General features: G+C 66.3%; 16 protein-coding genes. 13 read left to right on the top strand and 3 right to left on the bottom strand.

What is annotated here, in order from left to right:
- Nucleotides 1-90: 90 nt before the first annotated feature.
- The 8 genes from tcuA to DFLDMN_RS26835 all read left to right on the top strand — a co-directional run bounded on the left by tcuA (nt 91) and on the right by DFLDMN_RS26835 (nt 8,324).
- Complete coding sequence (tcuA, locus tag DFLDMN_RS26870) at nt 91-1,569, top strand: FAD-dependent tricarballylate dehydrogenase TcuA (RefSeq protein WP_423198786.1); 1,479 nt, start codon at nt 91-93, stop codon at nt 1,567-1,569.
- Complete coding sequence (gene tcuB, locus DFLDMN_RS26865) at nt 1,556-2,728, top strand: tricarballylate utilization 4Fe-4S protein TcuB (RefSeq protein ID WP_423198785.1); 1,173 nt, start codon at nt 1,556-1,558, stop codon at nt 2,726-2,728. The genes tcuA and tcuB overlap by 14 nt, the downstream gene beginning before the upstream one ends.
- 33 nt (nt 2,729-2,761) lie before the next feature.
- Complete coding sequence (locus tag DFLDMN_RS26860; protein WP_423198784.1) at nt 2,762-3,550, top strand: class II aldolase/adducin family protein; 789 nt, start codon at nt 2,762-2,764, stop codon at nt 3,548-3,550.
- Between the two features lie 118 nt (nt 3,551-3,668).
- A complete protein-coding gene (locus DFLDMN_RS26855) occupies nt 3,669-4,646 on the top strand; it encodes a Bug family tripartite tricarboxylate transporter substrate binding protein (RefSeq protein ID WP_423198783.1) in 978 nt (325 codons plus the stop codon).
- A gap of 20 nt (nt 4,647-4,666) precedes the next feature.
- The gene (locus tag DFLDMN_RS26850) at nt 4,667-5,560 is read left to right on the top strand and encodes an amidohydrolase family protein (RefSeq protein ID WP_423198782.1); all 894 of its coding nucleotides are present in this window, start codon (nt 4,667-4,669) and stop codon (nt 5,558-5,560) included.
- A gap of 68 nt (nt 5,561-5,628) precedes the next feature.
- Nucleotides 5,629-6,624 (top strand): Bug family tripartite tricarboxylate transporter substrate binding protein, encoded by a 996-nt coding sequence (locus DFLDMN_RS26845; protein ID WP_423198781.1) that lies wholly within the window; start codon nt 5,629-5,631, stop codon nt 6,622-6,624.
- A gap of 70 nt (nt 6,625-6,694) precedes the next feature.
- Entirely contained in the window at nt 6,695-7,708 is a 1,014-nt protein-coding gene (locus DFLDMN_RS26840; protein WP_423198780.1) for a D-2-hydroxyacid dehydrogenase, read from the top strand.
- 199 nt (nt 7,709-7,907) lie between these two features.
- Entirely contained in the window at nt 7,908-8,324 is a 417-nt protein-coding gene (locus tag DFLDMN_RS26835; protein ID WP_423198779.1) for a response regulator, read from the top strand.
- A gap of 7 nt (nt 8,325-8,331) precedes the next feature.
- Here DFLDMN_RS26835 and DFLDMN_RS26830 read toward each other — a convergent pair whose 3' ends face one another.
- A complete protein-coding gene (locus DFLDMN_RS26830; RefSeq protein WP_423198778.1) occupies nt 8,332-8,973 on the bottom strand; it encodes an HD domain-containing protein in 642 nt (213 codons plus the stop codon).
- A gap of 170 nt (nt 8,974-9,143) precedes the next feature.
- Here DFLDMN_RS26830 and DFLDMN_RS26825 point away from each other — a divergent pair, with 170 nt between their 5' ends.
- Nucleotides 9,144-10,130: a GlxA family transcriptional regulator gene (locus tag DFLDMN_RS26825; protein WP_423198777.1), complete on the top strand. Its 987-nt coding sequence runs from the start codon at nt 9,144-9,146 to the stop codon at nt 10,128-10,130.
- Here DFLDMN_RS26825 and DFLDMN_RS26820 read toward each other — a convergent pair whose 3' ends face one another.
- Both DFLDMN_RS26820 and DFLDMN_RS26815 read right to left on the bottom strand, forming a co-directional pair.
- A complete protein-coding gene (locus tag DFLDMN_RS26820; RefSeq protein ID WP_423198776.1) occupies nt 10,131-10,799 on the bottom strand; it encodes a CGNR zinc finger domain-containing protein in 669 nt (222 codons plus the stop codon).
- Between the two features lie 84 nt (nt 10,800-10,883).
- Nucleotides 10,884-11,771, bottom strand: a complete 888-nt coding sequence (locus DFLDMN_RS26815) for an alpha/beta fold hydrolase (RefSeq protein WP_423198775.1) — start codon at nt 11,769-11,771, stop codon at nt 10,884-10,886.
- A gap of 236 nt (nt 11,772-12,007) precedes the next feature.
- Here DFLDMN_RS26815 and DFLDMN_RS26810 point away from each other — a divergent pair, with 236 nt between their 5' ends.
- The 4 genes from DFLDMN_RS26810 (at nt 12,008) to DFLDMN_RS26795 (ending at nt 17,852) form a co-directional block, all read left to right on the top strand.
- Nucleotides 12,008-12,682 carry a heavy metal response regulator transcription factor gene (locus DFLDMN_RS26810; protein ID WP_423198774.1) on the top strand — a complete coding sequence of 225 codons (675 nt, stop codon included), beginning with the start codon at nt 12,008-12,010 and terminating at the stop codon, nt 12,680-12,682.
- A complete protein-coding gene (locus DFLDMN_RS26805; protein ID WP_423198773.1) occupies nt 12,679-14,064 on the top strand; it encodes a heavy metal sensor histidine kinase in 1,386 nt (461 codons plus the stop codon). The genes DFLDMN_RS26810 and DFLDMN_RS26805 overlap by 4 nt, the downstream gene beginning before the upstream one ends.
- Nucleotides 14,065-14,324: 260 nt before the next feature.
- Entirely contained in the window at nt 14,325-16,448 is a 2,124-nt protein-coding gene (locus DFLDMN_RS26800) for a TonB-dependent receptor family protein (RefSeq protein WP_423200589.1), read from the top strand.
- A gap of 219 nt (nt 16,449-16,667) precedes the next feature.
- On the top strand, nt 16,668-17,852 hold the full coding sequence (locus tag DFLDMN_RS26795; RefSeq protein ID WP_423198772.1) for an AI-2E family transporter: 1,185 nt from the start codon (nt 16,668-16,670) through the stop codon (nt 17,850-17,852).
- Nucleotides 17,853-17,882 lie beyond the last annotated feature (30 nt).

Below are 17,882 nucleotides of genomic sequence, written 5' to 3'. Positions count from 1 at the left end.
CGGTACAGTCGCGGCACGATCCCACCAGAATCCAATCGTGTCATTGATCCCCACCCCGTTGATCCCCACCCCGTTGGAGGACGTCCGCTCATGATCGACGTTCTCGTCATTGGCGGCGGCAACGCCGCATTGTGCGCGGCCCTGATGGCGCGCGAGGCCGGTGCCAGCGTCATGCTGCTGGAGTCCGCCCCGCGCGAGTGGCGCGGCGGCAATTCCCAGCACACGCGCAACCTGCGCTGCATGCACGACGCCCCGCAGGACGTGCTCGTCGATGCCTACCCGGAAGAGGAATACTGGCAGGACTTGCTGAAGGTCACCGGCGGTATCACCAACGAACACCTGGCCCGCCTCGTCATCCGCGCCTCGTCCAGCTGCCGCGACTGGATGCGCAAGCACGGCGTGCACTTCCAGCCGCCGCTGTCCGGCGCGCTGCACGTGGCGCGCACCAACGCGTTTTTCATGGGTGGCGGCAAGGCCCTGGTCAATGCCTACTACCGCAGCGCCGAGAACCTGGGCGTGCAGATTCGCTACAACGCCCCGGTCGACAGCATCGAACTCGACGGCGATCGCTTCGTGGCCGCGCGCATCGGCAACGAGCGCATCGAGGCGCGCGCCTGCGTGCTGGCCGCCGGCGGCTTTGAATCGAACCGCGAATGGCTGCGCGAGGCGTGGGGCCAGAACGAACGCGGCGAATGGCCGGCGGACAATTTCCTGATTCGCGGCACGCGCTTCAACAAGGGCGTGCTGCTCAAGTACATGATCGAGGCCGGCGCCGATTCGATCGGCGACCCGTCGCAGTCGCACTGCGTGGCCATCGACGCGCGCGCACCGTTGTACGACGGCGGCATCTGCACCCGTATCGACTGCGTCTCGCTTGGCGTGGTGCTCAACGCCAATGCGGAACGCTTCTATGACGAGGGCGAGGACTTCTGGCCCAAGCGTTACGCGATCTGGGGTCGCCTGGTCGCCCAGCAGCCCAACCAGATCGGCTTCTCGATCATCGACGCCAAGGCTGTGGGCCGCTTCATGCCGCCGGTGTTCCCGGGCGTAACCGCCAACACGCTGCCCGAACTCGCGCGCAAGCTCGGTCTGGATGAAGCGACCTTCATGCGCACCGTCAACGCGTACAACGCCGCCTGCCGCGTCGGCAAGTTCGACCATACGGTGCTTGACGACTGCCACACCGAAGGACTGACCCCCGCCAAGACCCATTGGGCGCGGCCGCTCGATACCGCCCCCTTCTACGGCTACGCGCTGCGTCCGGGCATCACCTTCACGTACCTGGGCCTGAAGGTCAACGACAAGGCCGCCGTGCACTTTGGCGGCAAGCCGAGCGACAACCTGTTCGTGGCGGGAGAGATGATGGCCGGCAACGTGCTGGGCAAGGGCTATACGGCCGGTGTCGGCATGTCGATCGGCACCGCGTTCGGCCGCATCGCCGGCACGGAGGCGGCCAGGGCCGCCGCGGCGCAGCAGGGCGGCAACAAGTCTGGCCGCCTGTCTGCACCCATGTCCGCCAACACGACTGCCAGCAATGCAACCCCGGAAAAACAGCATGCAACATCTTGAAGCGCTGACGCGCGAAGCGGCGGCGCTGGCGCAAGGCGCGCTGCCCTTGACCCAGGACGAAGGCGAAGTCGCCCGCCAACTGCAGATCTGCAACGCCTGCCGCTATTGCGAAGGCTTCTGCGCGGTGTTCCCCGCGATGACGCGCCGCCTGGAATTCCCCAAGGCCGATATCCATTACCTGGCCAATCTGTGCCACAACTGCGGCGCCTGCTTCCACGCGTGCCAGTACGCGCCGCCGCACGAGTTCGCGGTCAATATCCCGCAAGCCATGGCCAAGGTGCGCGTGCAGACCTACGGCGACTATGCGTTCCCGCGGGCGCTCGGCGGTCTCTATCGCCGTGCCGGCCTGACCACGGCGCTGGCACTGGCGTTTGGTCTCGCGCTGTTCCTGCTGATGGTGCTCGGCATGCGCGGCACGCTGCTGCACGAGCCGCTCGCGGGCAATTTCTACGCGATCTTCCCGCACAACCTGCTGGCCGCGATGTTCGGCGTGGTGTTCCTGTTCGCGGTGGGCGCGCTCGGCATCGGTGTGACGCGCTTCTGGCGCCAGGTCTCGCCGGGCAGCCGCCCCCACGATTCGCGCGGTGCGGCGGTCGGTGGCGCGGCCCACGACGCGTTGAAGCTCAAGTATCTCGATGGCGGTCATGGCCAGGGCTGCAACAACGAGGACGATGCCTTTACGCTGCGCCGCCGCCGCTTCCACCATTTCACGTTCTACGGCTTCATGCTGTGCTTTGCCGCCACCACGGTAGCCACGCTGTACCACTACCTGCTCGATCTGCACGCGCCGTATCCGTTCCTGAGCGTGCCGGTGCTGCTGGGCACGGCGGGCGGCATCGGTCTGCTGATCGGGCCCGCCGGCCTGCTGTGGCTGAACTTGCGGCGCGATCCGCGCACCGGCGATCCGGACCAGCGTCCGATGGACCGGGGCTTTATCGCGCTGCTGCTGCTGACCAGCGCGAGCGGCCTGGCCCTGCTGGCTTTGCGCGACACGCCGGCCATGGCAGCGCTGCTGGCCATCCACCTCGGCATCGTCATGGCACTGTTCCTGACGCTGCCATACGGCAAGTTCGCCCACGGCATCTATCGCAGCGCGGCGCTGTTCAAGTGGCATATCGAAAAACGCCGCCCCAGTGACCTCGCGCTCGGCTCGGACTGAGCGGCAAATCAGACACCCCAAAGGAGATCCACCATGACGAAACCCGGCGTACTGAACATCCCGTCGATGCGCGACCGCTGCAGCGACGAGGAATGGAATGCACGCGTGGACCTGGCCGCCTGCTACCGGCTGGTCGAGATGTACGGCATGGCCGATATGATGGCCAACCACATCTCGGTGCGCGTGCCGGGCGAGGAGAACGCGTTCCTGATCAACGCGTACGGCATGATGTACGAAGAGATCACCGCCTCCAGCCTGATCAAGGTGGACCACGACGGCAAGATTCTCGCCAGGCCGGACTTTGGCGACCTCAACTATGGCATCAACAAGGCCGGCTACGTGATCCACAGCGCGGTGCACCATGCGCGTCCGGAAGTGGCCTGCGTGATCCATACCCATAGCTGGGCCTCGATGGCGGTGTCGTCGCTGGCGTGCGGCCTGCTGCCGGCCACGCAGACCGCCATGCGCTTTCTCAAGATCGGCTATCACGACTACCAGGGCGTGGTGCTCGATACCGCCGAACAGGAATCGCTGATTGCCGACCTCGGTCAGGGCGAGGCGCTGATCCTGCGCAACCATGGCGCGCTGACCGTCGGCAATACCGTCGGCGAGGCGTTCAACTGGATGCATCGCCTGGAACTGTCGTGCCGCTCGCAACTGGCCGCGATGGCCTGCAATACGCCGCTGCAGAAGGTTGCCCCGGAAATCCTGCACGAGACGTGGAACAACTACCAGCCGGGCACGCGCCGTCCGTACGGCGTGATGGAGTGGCCCGCCCTGCTGCGCAAGCTCGACCGGATCGACCCCAGCTACCGTACCTGAACGCCTGCGCATCCGAGCCCTTGCGAGGGGACGGCCGCACGGAACGGGTAGACAAGCCACCGCGGCCGTCCGCAGTACCACCAGAAAGACTAGAGAGACAACTCCGGAGAAAAGCACTATGAACAGAAGACGCATGCTGGCCCAGATGCTGGCACTGGGCGCCGCCCCCATGATCATGAGCACGGCACGCGCGCAGGCGCTGCCCAACAAGCCAATCACGCTGATCGTGCCGTTCGCCCCGGGCGGCAACCTCGATGTGGTGGCCCGCGCGGTGGCCCCCGCGCTGGAGCAGCAGATCGGCCGCAACGTCATCGTCGACAACCGTCCCGGTGCCGGTGGCGTGATCGGCGCGAGCGCGGTGGCGCGCGCCGAGGCCGACGGTTCGACGCTGCTGGTGACCACGCCGAACGCCATCGTCGTGCTGCCGCGCATGACGCGCACCAACTACAAGCTGGCCAGCTTTGCCCCGGTCGGCCTGGTCTCGACCACGGCGCTCGTGATCGTGGTCAAGGGCGACGACAAGCGCTTCAAGGACGTACATGCGCTGCTCGACTTCGCCAAGGCGAATGCGGGCAAGGTCGCCGCGGGCCACGCCGGCCCCGGCACCACCAACCATATGGCGATGCTCCAGCTCGAAGACGCCGCCGGCATCAAGCTGAACCAGGTGCCGTACAAAGGCTCGGCCCCGGCGCTGGTGGACCTGCTGGGCGGCCAGATCGACATGGTGGTCGACCAGCTCACCAGCTCGGCACCGCATATCCAGTCGGGCGCGCTGCGCGCGCTGGCGGTGATGTCGCGCGACCGTGATCCGGCGCTGCCGAAGGTGCCGACGCTGCGCGAATCGGGCCTGGCCAACTTCGATGCCACTACCGCCACCACGCTGCTGGCCCCCGCGGGCACGCCGGCGGCCGTGGTCGAGACCATCAACGCGGCCCTGCGCAAGGCCCTGGCCGAGGAGCCGGTGAAGAAGCGCCTGGCGACGGTGGGCAGTCAGGCCCGCTCGTCCAGCGCCAAGGAAGTGCAGGACATGCTGACGCGCGAAGACACCCGGGCCCAGTCGCTGGCCGCCTCCGGCCGCCTCAAGGCTGCCGAATAACCTTTGACCCGAGCATTGCCATGACCCGTCCCTGCCTGCCGGTACTGGAAACCCTCACGCCGCCGGCGTTCAAGGCGCCCGCGGGCGCGTGCGACAGCCACGCCCACGTGTTCGGCCCCTACCCGCGTTTTCCGCTGGCGGAAGACCGCAGCTATACCCCGGCCGAGTATCCGGCCGCGGCGTTTATCGCCCATCTGGACCAGCTTGGCCTCGAGCGCGGTGTGCTGGTGACGGCCAGCGCCAGCGGGACCGGTGTTGGCAATGCCGTGGTCATCGACGCGTTGCGCCAGTACCCGACGCGCCTGCGCGGCGTGGCCGTGCCCGCCGCCGATACCACCGATGCCGAGCTCGATGCGTGGCATGACGCCGGCGTGCGCGGCGCGCGCTTCAACCTGTACCAGGTGGACGGCCATGCGGTATATCGCAATGGCGCCGGCATCGAGGTGCTGGAAGCCATCGCCCCGCGCATGCGCGAGCGCGGCTGGCACGCGCAGATCTGGATCCACGCGCCCGATCTGGTCGAGCTGGCGCCACGCCTGAAGGCGCTCGGCATTCCGCTGGTGGTCGATCATATGGGCCGCATGTCGACCGCGCGCGGCGTCAACGATCCGGGTTTCCAGATGCTGTGCCGGCTGCTGGCCGACGGCTCGGCGTGGACCAAGATTTCGGGCGCCGACCGCACCAATCCAGGTGGCGCGCCGTACGCGGCGGTGGACCCGTTTGCCACCGCGCTGCTGCAGGCCAATCCCGACCAGGTGGTGTGGGGATCGGACTGGCCGCATATCAACTACTTCGATCCGGCGCTGATGCCGGATGACGGCGTGCTGTTCAACCTGCTGGCACGCTGGATGCCCGATGCCGCGCTGCGCGAGCGCGTGCTGGTGACCAACCCGGCGCGGCTCTACGGGTTCTGACCGGGAGTGCGGCAAGCGCCGCGCTCCGCATGCAGCACCCCACAACAACATCACCAGGAGACAATCCGATGCCCCGCCTGCAGACGCCCCGCCTGCTCAAATCCGCGGTGCTGGCGGCCACCACGGCCGCCGCACTGTGCACCCCCGCGGCGCATGCCGCCGACGCCGCCGACACGTATCCGGCCCGGCCCGTCCGCATGGTCGTGGCCTTTACCGCGGGCGGCACCACCGACATGCTCGCGCGCAGTGTCAGCCAGCATCTGTCGCAGAAACTCAAGCAGTCGTTCGTGGTCGAAAATCGCCCGGGCGCCGGCGGCAATATCGGCACCGAATTCGTGGTGCGTGCCCCGGCCGACGGCTATACGCTGCTGGTCGACTCGGTAGGCCCGATCGCGATCAACCAGACGCTCTACAAGCGCCTGAACTACGATCCGCTCAAGGACCTCGTGCCGGTGGTGCAGATCGCGGACGTGCCCAACGTGCTGGTGGTGCATCCGTCGCTGCCGGTGAAGAACTTCGAGGAGTTCGTGGCCTATGCCAAGGCCAATCCCGGCAAGCTCAACTACAGCTCCACCGGCGTCGGTACCTCGTCGCACCTGTCGGGTTTCATGCTGACCGAGAAGATCGGCACGCAGGCCACCCATATTCCGTACAAGGGCGCGGACGCGCTCAACGACCTGCTGACGGGCCGCGTGCAATTCATGTTCGCGACCATTCCGTCGGTCATCGCCCATATCCAGGCGGGCAAGCTGCGTGCGCTGGCGGTCAGCAGCGCCAGGCGCTCGCGCTCGATGCCCGATGTGCCCACGGTGGCGGAGAAGGGCTTCCCCGGTTTCGAGGCGGGCTCGTGGTTTGGTATCTTCGCGCCCAAGGGCACGCCGCCAGCGGTGATCGCCAAGGTCAACCAGGGCGTCAACGAGGCGCTGCCGGCGCTGCAGGCACAGATGATCCGCGAAGGCGCCGATCCGGTCGGCGGCACGCCCGAGCAGTTTGGCAAGTTCACGCACAAGGAATACCTGAAGTGGAAGGACGTGGTGCGCGCGTCGGGCGCCGCGGTGGACTGATGGCGTTCCCAGGCAAGGCCGTCAGGCAAGCGTGTTGAGCAGGAATATCGAGCGAGGAATGTCGAGAGCCATGGGAATGTCTGATTCCGGTGCCGCACCGTTGCGGATTCTGTTGTCCGAGGCGGCGCATCGCCAGTCTCGCGCATCGATCGATGCGGTGCTTGGCGCGCGGCCGTGGGTGGCCGTGATGCCGCCGGCGGTGGAGGACCGCACCGTCGTCGACGCCGAGATCGCCTTTGTCTCGCGCGATGTCACCGGGCTGTCGACCAAGCACGAGATCCAGCCCGCCACGCAACGCTTCTACACCGCGATGATGGAAGCGCCATCGCTGCGCTGGACGCATGTGCATTCGGCCGGCGCCGATCGCCCGGTGTTTGGCCAGTTGCGCCAGCGCGGTGTGACCGTGACCACTTCGTCCGGCGCCAACGCCGGTGTGGTGGCGCAGACTGCGCTGGCCGGCCTGCTGGCGCTGGCGCGCCATCTGCCGATGCTCTACGACGCGCAGCGCGAACGGCGCTGGGCACCGCTGATCCATTCGGGCATGCCGCGCGACCTGCAGGGGCAGACCGCCACCATCGTCGGCTGGGGGCCGATCGGTCAGCAGATCGGCGCGGTTCTGCAACTGTTCGGCATGTCGGTGATCGTGGTGCGCCAGCGCGCCACGCCGGCGGGCCCGGGCTGCGAGACCGTGACCTTTGGCGACTTCCGCGACGTGCTGCCGCGCACCGACTGGCTGGTGCTCGCGTGTCCGCTGACCGACGATACGCGCCGCCTGGTCGATGCCGCGGCGCTCGACCGGCTGCCGGCCGGGGCACGCCTGGTCAATGTCGCGCGTGGCGAAGTCGTCGACGAGCCGGCGCTGATCGAGGCCCTGCAGGCCGGCAAGCTCGCCGGCGCGTATCTCGACGTGTTCGCGCACGAGCCGCTGCCAGCGGCATCGCCGCTCTGGAGCCTGCCCAATGTCATTGCCACCCCGCATAGCGCCGGCTTCTCCGATGGCAACGCGGCGCGCGTGGTGGACATTTTTCTCGACAACCTGCGCTGCTGGCATGCCGGCACGCCGATGCGCAACGTGGTCGCCTGATATCGCGTCAACGTGACGCTGTAGAGGGTTGCGGGCGCCGGATCCGGAGCGGGCGTCCGACCTGTCGTCGGACCCCGCCGAGCCGCGGAAAAGCCGACATGCAGAATCCGTAATTTCCTACAGCGCCTGCGGAAATTTCCGCAACCCGCACGCCGCGATGACGGGCATAGTCGGATGCCACCACTTCCACCATCCGACCATGCCCTCCGCGTCATCCGGCAGACCGCCTGCCCACTACTCCACCACGCCGCCGCGCATTGTCGTGGCCGAAGACCATCCGGTCTGCTCCATGGTGATGCAGGACCAGCTCGCCACACTCGGTCTGTTCGATGTCGAGATGTGCGCATCCGGCCGCGGCGCCTGGCACGCGTGGCAATACGAGCCGGCACGGCTGGTCATCACCGACCTGAACCTGCCCGATATGGACGGCCTCACGCTGGCGCGCGCGATTCGCGCGACTGAACTGGCCTCGGGCCACCGTACCGCGATCGTCATCGTCACGGCAACGATAACGCCGACGCTGCGCACGCATTGCGAACAGGTCGGCGTGGATCTGCTGCTGGAAAAGCCGATCGGGCGCGATCTCCTGAAGTCGCTGCTCGATCGTTACCTCTAGCCGAGGCTCAACCCTTCCACCTGGAACCGCGGATCACGCTGCAGAAGTTGCCGCGATGGAAATGCGGATCCTTGTCGGCCAGCACGTCGGCCTTGACGTTGCCGAACGTGGTATCGGGCTTCTTCTTGATGCCGTCGTAGAACGCCTGGATGATGTCTTCCTTGAAATGCTCGGTGCGCGGGAAGTGCTTGACCACGGCCTCGCGGTCGGCATCGCTGAACTGCTCGTACTTGATGCCGAGCACGTCCATTTCCACGCCGTTGGTCAGCAGCGCCACCTGGGGGTGCATGAACTCGGGAATGCCCGGCGTGGTATGCAGTGCGATGGCGGTCCACACGTTGTAGACGTCGGCCGCGTCGATGCCGCGCGCGCGCAGGAAGTCTGCCGCGGCGTTGGCGCCATCCACTTCAAAGCGCTTGTCGTCGCTGCTGTGCCGATCGGTCAGGCCCATGTCGTGGAACATGGCGCCCGCGTACAGCAGTTCGGCGTCGAACTTGAGGCCAAGCCGCTTGCCGGTCAGTGCGGCCCAGAAATACACGCGGCTCGAGTGGTTGAACAGCAGGGTGGACTCGGTGTCGCGTACGACTTCGGTGATTTCGCGGGCGAGCTTGCTGTCGGGAATGGCGATGCCGCTGACGGAGAACTCCATGGCTGACTCCTGATGTCGTTGAGGGGTTGTCCGGAGTGTAGGAGTGCGGCTATCATGTCCGCAATAATCGCAATACGATCATTTAAGACATCGCCGATCGATACGGACCGATATGTCAATTTCGGTCGAAAGCGAGCGGAAACAGCCATTCCAATGCTTCAGGAGCCATCATGCCGTCACCTCGTACCATCGCCCTTGTCGCCATGCAGGGCGTCCAGTTGCTGGACGTGTCCGGCCCGCTCGATGTCTTCGCGGAGGCCAACCTCCAGGCCGGCCAGGAGGTCTATCGCCTGCAGGTCGTCGGCGTTCGGCGCGGGGCCATCGAATCTTCGTCGGGCGTGCGCCTGTTGCCCGATCTCGTGATCGAGGACGATCCGCATGGCATCAAGATGCCGCGCCTTCATACCATGCTGGTGGCGGGCTCGCCGCATGTGACCGAGATCCAGGCCGACCCCTTGCTGCTCGACTGGATCCGCCATGTGGTTCCGCATACGCGCCGCCATGGGTCCGTGTGCAGCGGCGCTTTTCTGCTTGCGGGCGCGGGCCTGCTCAACGGCAGGCGTGTGACCACGCACTGGGCCGTGGCCGACGAGCTGGCCGCGCGCTTTCCGGCGGTGACGGTGGACATGGACGCGATACACGTGCGCGATGGCAAGCTGCGCACCGCGGCGGGCGTGACCGCCGGCCTCGATCTTGCGCTCGCGCTGGTCGAGGAAGATCTCGGGCGCGAGATCGCGATGAAGGTGGCGAGCCAGCTCGTCATGTATTTCAAGCGGCCCGGCGGCCAGGCGCAGTTCAGCCGGCGTCAGGCGCCCGCGGCGGAGAACCGTTCCGCCTTGCAGGAGTTGCAGCGCTGGGTGGCCGCGCATCCGGCCGAACCGCACGACGTGCCGAGCCTGGCCGCCCGGGTCGGCGTCAGCCCGCGCCATCTGACGCGCCTGTTTCGCGACGAGGTCGGCGTCACCCCGGCAAGCTGGGTGGAAGCGGCGCGCGTGACTGCTGCACGCAATCTGCTGGAAGAAGGCACGCTCGCGCCCAAGCAGGTGGCTGCCGAATGTGGCTTTGCGAGCGTCGATACGCTGCGCCGGGCGTTCCTGCGTGTCGTCGGTGTGACACCGGCGGACTACCGCAAGCGCCACGCAGTGGCCAACCTCTGATCAGGCCACGCGCGCCTGCGGATCCGCGTCGATCTCCGACGCGTCGGCGTCCCTGGCGCCTGCACCGGCGGCGGCATTGGCCTGCGCGCTGGCTTCGCGCTTGCGATAGGCGGCCACCTTGTGGCGATTGCCGCAGAGGGCCATGCTGCACCAGCGGCGCCGATGCGCGCGTGTCCGGTCATAGAACCACATGGTGCACTGGTCGCTCTCGCATTTACGGATCAGGGCAAAGTCGCCCTGTGAGAGCAACTCCGCGGCCGCCTCGGCGAGCGGTACCAGGCATTGCATGGGCGTCTCGGTCGGATAGACCCGCGCCAGCCGGATGTTGCCGTCGGGCGATTGGTCCAGCGTGGCATGGGCGCCATTGGCGGCCAGATACTCGTTGATCAGGGCCAGGTCCATCCTGGTGCCGGCCTTGTGCTGCATCACCGCGGCGCGGATCGCCTCGCGCAGCGCCACGGCGGCGGCCAGCATGCCGCGCGGGCGGCGCGCCGGCGCCTGACCGTTGGGCAGCAACGCCACACGTTCGAGCCAATGCCACACGTCGTCATCGGTCTGCCACTTGTCCACCGGCCCGCCGTCCGACATCTCGACGGTATTCATGACGTCCAGCGCGGGATGGTCCGCAAGCAGGCGAGGGGCATCGGTCGAGGTGAGGGCGGGGGACATCAGCGGTTCTCCAGCAGGTTTACATCCATAGCGGTCGAATGTAACGCAAAAACCTTGCGCCGGTGACATCGTCCCGCCCACGTTTCAGGCGGACTTCGGACCCAGCACCTCGATGATGCGCTGGCCGATGTATTCGCCATGCGTCTCCAGCGCGAAGTGGCCGGTGTCGAGCAGCTCCACCACCGCATCGGGATTGTCGCGACGGTAGGCTTCCGCACCGGGAGGGATAAAGAACGGATCGTGCTTGCCCCAGATAACCAGCGTCGGTACGCGCGCGTTGCGGAAGAACGCCTGGAACTCCGGATACAGCTTGAGGTTGTTGGCGTAGTCGAGGAACAGATCCGCCTGGATGTCCTTGTTGCCCGGGCGTTCGAGCAGGAGCGCGTCGAGCGTATAGCTTTCCGGCGCGATGCTGTCCGGATTTGGCACGCCATGCACGTACTGCCACTTGGTGCCCTCGAACGTCAGCACCGCATCGCGAATGATCTGGCGATTCCGGTCGGTGGGCTCGGCCCAGTACTTGCGGATCGGCGCCCAGGCATCGCCCAGGCCTTCCAGGTAGGCGTTACCGTTCTGCGAAACCAGTCCCGTCACGCGCTCCGGATGTGCCAGCGCCAGGCGCAGGCCGGTGGGCGCGCCGTAGTCGAACACGAACATGGCATAGCGCTTGAGTCCCAGCACGTCGACGAACTCGCCGATGGTCCTGGCCAGCGCGTCGAACGTATAGCGGTATTGGCGTGCCTCGGGAACTTCCGTGAAGCCGAAGCCGGGCAGGTCGGGCGCGATCACGCGGAAATGACGTGCAAGTTGCGGAATCAGGTTGCGGAACTGGTGCGAGGACGTCGGGAATCCATGCAGCAGCAACATCACCGGCGCGGCCGGGTCGCCGGCTTCACGATAGAACACGCGGACGCCATCGGCGTCGGCGAAACCATAACGGACTGACTGGTCGGGCTGGACAACATTGGACATTGGGGACTCCGGGTAGGGGGTTGTCATGCGTGGCTGCATGGATCCGAAGTCTAGCGGATTTTAGTAACCTGTCAAGATTAATTTATAAGGTTACGAAAGGGTGGGGTGCCGGCCGGGCGCGGGGCCCCGTGGCGCACCAAAACGATTACAGTTCTGTCACGCACCGCGGCAGCCGGCCGCCCTATCATCGATCCATGATGACAGCACGGCCATGTGCGGATTTTTGCGGAGTCACAATGAGAATCCTGGTAGTCGAAGACGAACCGAAGACAGGCGAGTACCTGCGCAAGGGCCTGACCGAATCGTCCTTCGTGGTGGACCTGGCGGTAACCGGCGGTGACGGGCTCCACCAGGCACTGGAAACCGACTATGACCTCGTCATCCTCGACGTCATGCTGCCGGGAATGACGGGCTGGGATGTGTTGCGCCAGCTGCGCGACCGCAAGGACACGCCGGTCCTGTTCCTGACCGCGCGCGACGAGGTGGAAGATCGCGTACGTGGGCTGGAACTCGGCGGCGACGACTATCTGGCCAAGCCGTTTGCCTTCGTCGAACTGCTGGCGCGCGTGCGTACCCTGTTGCGCCGCGGCCCGGTGCGCGAGTCGGAACGCATTGAGATCGAAAATCTCGAGATCGACCTGATCCGCCATCGCGTCTCGCGCGCCGGCCAGCGCATCGACCTGACCCCGCGCGAATTCGCGCTGCTCCACTTCCTCGCGCGCCGTCATGGCGAGGTACTGAGCCGCACGCAGATCGCCTCCCATGTCTGGGACATGAACTTCGACAGCGACACCAATGTGGTGGACGTCGCGATCCGGCGCCTGCGCGCCAAGATGGACGACCCCTTCGCGCCCAAGCTGATCCATAGCGTGCGCGGCATCGGCTACGTGCTGGAGAATCGCCGCTCGTGAAGCCCACGCATTCGCTGACCCTCCGCCTGGCGGTGGCCATCGCGCTCGTTGGCGGCATTGCCTTCGCCTGCGTGGGCGCCTACCTCTATCGCGCGCTCGCCACGCAGATCGTCGAGCGCGACGACGCCGAACTGGTGCGCAAGGCCGCGCGCGTGCGCGGCGAACTCGTGCTGCGGCACGAATCGGACTTCGACCGCTGGCAGGAAATCAGCCGCATCATGTCCGACAGCGAATACGGGCTCGATGTGCGCAATGCGCGCGGCATGCTGCTGGTCGAGGCCAACCCGGACCCGACGCCTTTTCCGCCCATGCAGCCGGTGCCGCTCGGCACGCCGGTCACGCGCGGCGCAATCCAGACCTGGCGAACCGCCGAGGACTATCCCGTGCGCGGCGTGGCGCTGCTCGCGCAGATGGCCGATGGCGGTGCGCCGGTCCGCATCACCGTGTACCAGGTGGCGCGCATGCGTGTGGCACTGCTGCGCGCATACCGCTGGAAGCTGCTGGCCGCCGCCTGCCTGGGCGTGCTGACGGTCGGCGCGCTCGGCTACGCGGTGTTGCGCGCGGGCATGGCGCCGTTGCGGCGCATGGCCGCCGGCACCGAGGCCGTGACCTTCTCGAGCGTGGTGTTGCCGATCGATCCGTCGAAATTGCCGAGCGAACTGGAGGAGCTTGCGCGCGCGCTGCAGCAGATGATCGTGCGGCTGCACGAGGGCTACGACCGGCTCTCGCGCTTCTCGTCCGATCTTGCCCATGACTTCCGCACGCCGATCGGCAACCTGCTCGGCCAGACCCAGGTGGCGCTGTCGAGCGAGCGCACGGTGGAGGAATACGAGGCGCTGCTGGCCTCGAACGTCGAGGAATACGAGCGACTCTCGCGCATGATCGAGAACATGCTGTTCCTCGCGCGTGCCGACAACGCGCGCGTGGCGCTCAATGTGGTGGAGCTCGACCTGTCGACGGAACTGAGCCGCCAGGCCGATTACTTTGAAATGCTGGCCGACGCGCGCCAGATCACGTTCGGCGTCGACGCGCGCGGCGTGGTCCGCGCCGACGCGATGCTGCTGCGCCGGGCGGTCGGCAATCTGATCTCGAACGCGGTCCGGCACACGCCGCAGGGGCATCGCATCTTTCTTACGGCATCGCAGTTTGCCGGCGTGACGCAGATCGAAGTCAGCAACCCGGGGCCCGGCATCCCGCCGGAAGACGTGCCACGGCTGTTCGACCGCTTCTTCCGCGGCGACCCGGCCCGCACGAACTCCGGCGAGTCTTCCGGCATCGGCCTTGCCATCGTCAAGACCATCATGGATCTGCACCATGGCAGCGTCCACGTCGAGTCGGAAGCCAATGGGATGACGCGCTTCCGGCTGGTGTTTCCGACGTAGCGACCAGCCACCCGGACGCGCATATGCTGAAAACCGCCCTGGGGCGCGCCGGCGACCACGAGTTGGTGCCCTGGCATACCGGCATCATGAATTGAGCCATGGGCGTGCCGCCCACTGTGGCACGCCTGCAACGACTGCGCGCGATACCGCATTTTCCTGTCTCAATGAACAAAGGCGATAACGATTATCATTTAAAATCGTCGCCATTTTGTTACGTAGAAGAAACAGGAGAAGAAGTAATGTATCCGAGCCGTCGCGGCATGCCGCCTGCCGCCCCCCGTTTCGCCATTTGTGCGACGGCTAGTGCTGTAACCCTGCTGTGCACGGTGCCGGGACAGGCCTTGGCGCAGCAGTCGCAGGATGCTCCCGCTGCCACTCCCGCTCCCGCCACCAGGCCCGAGGTCACGCTCGATACGGTCCAGGTTACCGGCAACTGGCTTGGCAGCGGTCTGCAGAACAGCGTCAAGACGTTTCCCGGGGCACGTACCGTGGTCAACGAATCGCAGATCGAGCAGAGTGGGGCGGCCAGCATCGGCGACGTGCTGCGCCGCGTTCCCGGCGTCCAGGCGACCGACAACTCGGGGACCGCGGGCAGCGCCATCTCGCTCAACATCGGCGTGCGTGGCCTGACCGGCCGCTACACCCCGCGCTCGACCGTGCTGCTCGACGGCATTCCGATGGCGGTGGCGCCGTACGGCCAGCCGCAGCTGTCGTTTGCGCCGGTCAGTCTCGGCAATATCGAATCGATCGACGTGGTGCGCAGCGGCGGCTCGGTCCGCTATGGCCCGCAGAACGTCGGCGGCATCATCAACTTCAATACCAAGCCGATTCCCGGCGGCCCCGGCATCAGCGGCGATGCATCGATGCGCGGCAACTTCTTCACCAAGGGCGGCGGCGCCAATACGCAGTACGACGCATTTGTCGGTACCACGCTCGATAGCGGCCTCGGCCTGGCCTTCCTTTACTCGGGGCAGACCGGTCGCGAATGGCGCCAGGGCAGCGACGACGACGTCCACGACGCCGCCGTGAAGTTCAGCTACGACATCACGCCGACGCAGCAGGTATTCGGCAAGGTGTCGTACTACGATGTGCGCTCGCGCGTGCCGGGCGGCCTGACGGTCGCGCAGTACAACCAGAACCCGTTCCAGAACACGCGTCCGAACGATTACTGGAGTGGCAACCGCTACGGCTTCGACCTCGGCTATATCAACACGATCTCCGACAACCAGGAATTCGAGATCCGCACCTGGTTCAACGACAGCTATCGCCAGAGCACGCTGACCAACAGCAGCGGCACCCAGCTTTCGCACCAGCCGCGCAACTACAACACGTTCGGCATCGAGCCGCGCTACACCCAGCGCCTGGCGCTGGGTCCGACCACGCACGACATCACGGTCGGCTATCGCTATGTGCGCGAGCGCGGCGACGACAACGCGTACAACCAGAACCCGCTCACGGGCGCGGTGGGGCCCACCACCTCGTTCGACAACGCCACCGATGCGCACGCGGTCTATATCGACGACCGCATCGCGCTGGGCAACTGGCGGCTGACGCCGGGCCTGCGCTTCGAGCATATCGACACGCGCCGCCAGCAGGCGGGTAGCGCGTCGCAGTTCGAAAGCATCAACAACAAGGCGCTACCGGCGGTGAGCCTGTCGTACCTGGTCAACAGCGCGTGGACGGTGTTCACCGACTACAGCACGTCGTTCGGCCCGGTACAGAACATCCAGCTCAACTCGCAGACGCCCAACAACCCGCTCAGCCCGGAAGTGGCGCGCACGTTCGAAGTCGGGACGCGCTGGACCGACAGCCGCATCAAGGCCGAGCTGACCGCGTTCAAGCTCAAGTTCGACAACCAGATCCTGCAGGTGCCGGGCACCACGCCGGCGGTGTTCCAGAACATTGGCGCAACCGATCACGACGGTGTGGAAACGGCGATCGACTACACGTTCGACCGTGCCTCGCTGCTGGGCGGCCTGAACCTGTACGCCAACTATACGTACACGCGGGCAATCCAGAAGTCGGGTACCACCGCCGGCAACGACGTGCCGTTCTACTCGCGCAATACCGACACCCTGGGCGCGCGTTACGACTGGCGCCAGTGGACGTTCAACGTCAGCACCACGCACCAGACTTCGCAGTTTGCCGATCTGGCCAACACCGTGCAGGAATCGGCGGATGGCAGCAACGGCAAGATCCCCGGCTATCGGGTGTGGAACATCCAGGCCATGTTCAAGGTGCCGCGCATGAAGCGCACGGATGTCTCGGTCGGCATCAACAACCTGTTCGACAAGCGCTATTACACGCGTACGTCCGACGGCAATGCCGGCCGCCTGGTTGGCGCGCCGCGCATGGTGTACGTGCAGGCACGCGTCGGCTTCTGAACGCGGGGCTGGCCCCGCATGAAGCCAGCCCCGCGCCTCGCCTCGCTGCGAGGGAAACGGGGCTGGCATGCGAATCATTTGCACATATTGCCTGGGACCGCCGCCGCGCGCGGCATCGGTCACTCGCGCGCGCGGTAAAGTTTGCAAGCGCCGATTGCAATCGACGATACGGCGACCTACCTTGATAGTGCGTTATTACGTGCCGCAAGGAGGCTGTCGATGCTACACGCCCCGTTTTCGGTTGCCACGTACTCCCGGACGATGATCGACATCTTCATCCGCTTCGGGCTGATCGCTTTGCTGGCGGTGTTCTGCTTCCAGATCTTCCGCCCCTTCCTCAATCTGATGTTGTGGTCGCTGATCCTGGCGATCACGCTCTATCCGCTGCAGCGCCGCCTGCGCGGCAAGGTCTTCGCCAGCGAGGGGCGCACCGCCGCGCTGCTGATCTTCCTCGTCGTCGCCATTCTGCTGGTGCCCACCTATCTGCTGGGCACGGCGCTGATCCAGTCCGTCGAACATGCCATGGAGATTGCACGGCACGGCAAGTTCGCGGTGCCGCTGCCGCCCGAATCGGTGGCCGGCTGGCCGTTGATCGGCCAGCCGCTCCACGACCTCTGGATGCTGGCCGCCACCGACGGCACGGCGATGGTGCAGAAGCTGGCGCCGCAACTCAAGGCCGCCAGCATGACCGTGCTCGGCGCTGCCGGCGGCGTCGGGGTCGGCCTGCTGATCTTCGTGGGCGCGTTGATCATCGCCGGTATCTTCATGGCTTACGCCGAGTCCGGCGAGCGCGCTGCGGTGCGGATCATGACGCGCATCATGGGACCGGGCCGCGGCGCGCGCATCACGGCCCTGTGCACGGCCACCATCCGTGCGGTGGCACAGGGCGTGGTTGGCATCGCGTTTATCCAGATGATGCTGATCGGCATTGCCTTCGTGGTCCGGGGCGTACCGGGTGCGGGCCTGCTGGCGCTGGCGATCCTGCTGATCGGCATCATGCAACTGCCGGCCACGCTGATCACGGTGCCCGTGATCCTCTATGTGTTTGCGACCGACGGCATGACGGCCGGCAACGTGATCTTTGCCGTCTATGTCTTTATCGCCGGCCTGGCCGACAACGTCCTCAAGCCGATGATGCTCGGACGCGGCGTCGAGGTGCCGATGCCGGTCGTGCTGATCGGCGCGCTTGGCGGCATGGTCTCCGGCGGCGTGATCGGCCTGTTTATCGGGCCGATCGCGCTTGCGGTCGGCTATCAGCTGTTCTGGCAGTGGGTGGACCAGCCCCCCGTCGAGGCGCTGGTCGAGGGCGGCACGCCGCTTGCGGTGGAAGCGGACCACGACGCCGCGCTACCCGCCGGCGCCAATCTGGCCAGCCATGCGGAGGCCAGCGGCGCACAGCGATGACGGCCGCAGCGAAAACCTCAACGATCGCCT

It is taken from the genome of Cupriavidus sp. H19C3, from assembly GCF_049393815.1.
Lineage (GTDB): Bacteria > Pseudomonadota > Gammaproteobacteria > Burkholderiales > Burkholderiaceae > Cupriavidus.
This window is presented reverse-complemented; position numbering and strand designations above follow the sequence as displayed.

Bases quoted from the DNA above. Each gene is read 5' to 3' on its own strand.
- tcuA (WP_423198786.1), top strand. From the start codon at position 91: ATGATCGACGTTCTCGTCATTGGCGGCGGCAACGCCGCATTGTGCGCG.
- tcuB (WP_423198785.1), top strand. From the start codon at position 1,556: ATGCAACATCTTGAAGCGCTGACGCGCGAAGCGGCGGCGCTGGCGCAA.
- DFLDMN_RS26860 (WP_423198784.1), top strand. From the start codon at position 2,762: ATGACGAAACCCGGCGTACTGAACATCCCGTCGATGCGCGACCGCTGC.
- DFLDMN_RS26855 (WP_423198783.1), top strand. From the start codon at position 3,669: ATGAACAGAAGACGCATGCTGGCCCAGATGCTGGCACTGGGCGCCGCC.
- DFLDMN_RS26850 (WP_423198782.1), top strand. From the start codon at position 4,667: ATGACCCGTCCCTGCCTGCCGGTACTGGAAACCCTCACGCCGCCGGCG.
- DFLDMN_RS26845 (WP_423198781.1), top strand. From the start codon at position 5,629: ATGCCCCGCCTGCAGACGCCCCGCCTGCTCAAATCCGCGGTGCTGGCG.
- DFLDMN_RS26840 (WP_423198780.1), top strand. From the start codon at position 6,695: ATGGGAATGTCTGATTCCGGTGCCGCACCGTTGCGGATTCTGTTGTCC.
- DFLDMN_RS26835 (WP_423198779.1), top strand. From the start codon at position 7,908: ATGCCCTCCGCGTCATCCGGCAGACCGCCTGCCCACTACTCCACCACG.
- DFLDMN_RS26830 (WP_423198778.1), bottom strand. From the start codon at position 8,973: ATGGAGTTCTCCGTCAGCGGCATCGCCATTCCCGACAGCAAGCTCGCC.
- DFLDMN_RS26825 (WP_423198777.1), top strand. From the start codon at position 9,144: ATGCCGTCACCTCGTACCATCGCCCTTGTCGCCATGCAGGGCGTCCAG.
- DFLDMN_RS26820 (WP_423198776.1), bottom strand. From the start codon at position 10,799: ATGTCCCCCGCCCTCACCTCGACCGATGCCCCTCGCCTGCTTGCGGAC.
- DFLDMN_RS26815 (WP_423198775.1), bottom strand. From the start codon at position 11,771: ATGTCCAATGTTGTCCAGCCCGACCAGTCAGTCCGTTATGGTTTCGCC.
- DFLDMN_RS26810 (WP_423198774.1), top strand. From the start codon at position 12,008: ATGAGAATCCTGGTAGTCGAAGACGAACCGAAGACAGGCGAGTACCTG.
- DFLDMN_RS26800 (WP_423200589.1), top strand. From the start codon at position 14,325: ATGCCGCCTGCCGCCCCCCGTTTCGCCATTTGTGCGACGGCTAGTGCT.
- DFLDMN_RS26795 (WP_423198772.1), top strand. From the start codon at position 16,668: ATGCTACACGCCCCGTTTTCGGTTGCCACGTACTCCCGGACGATGATC.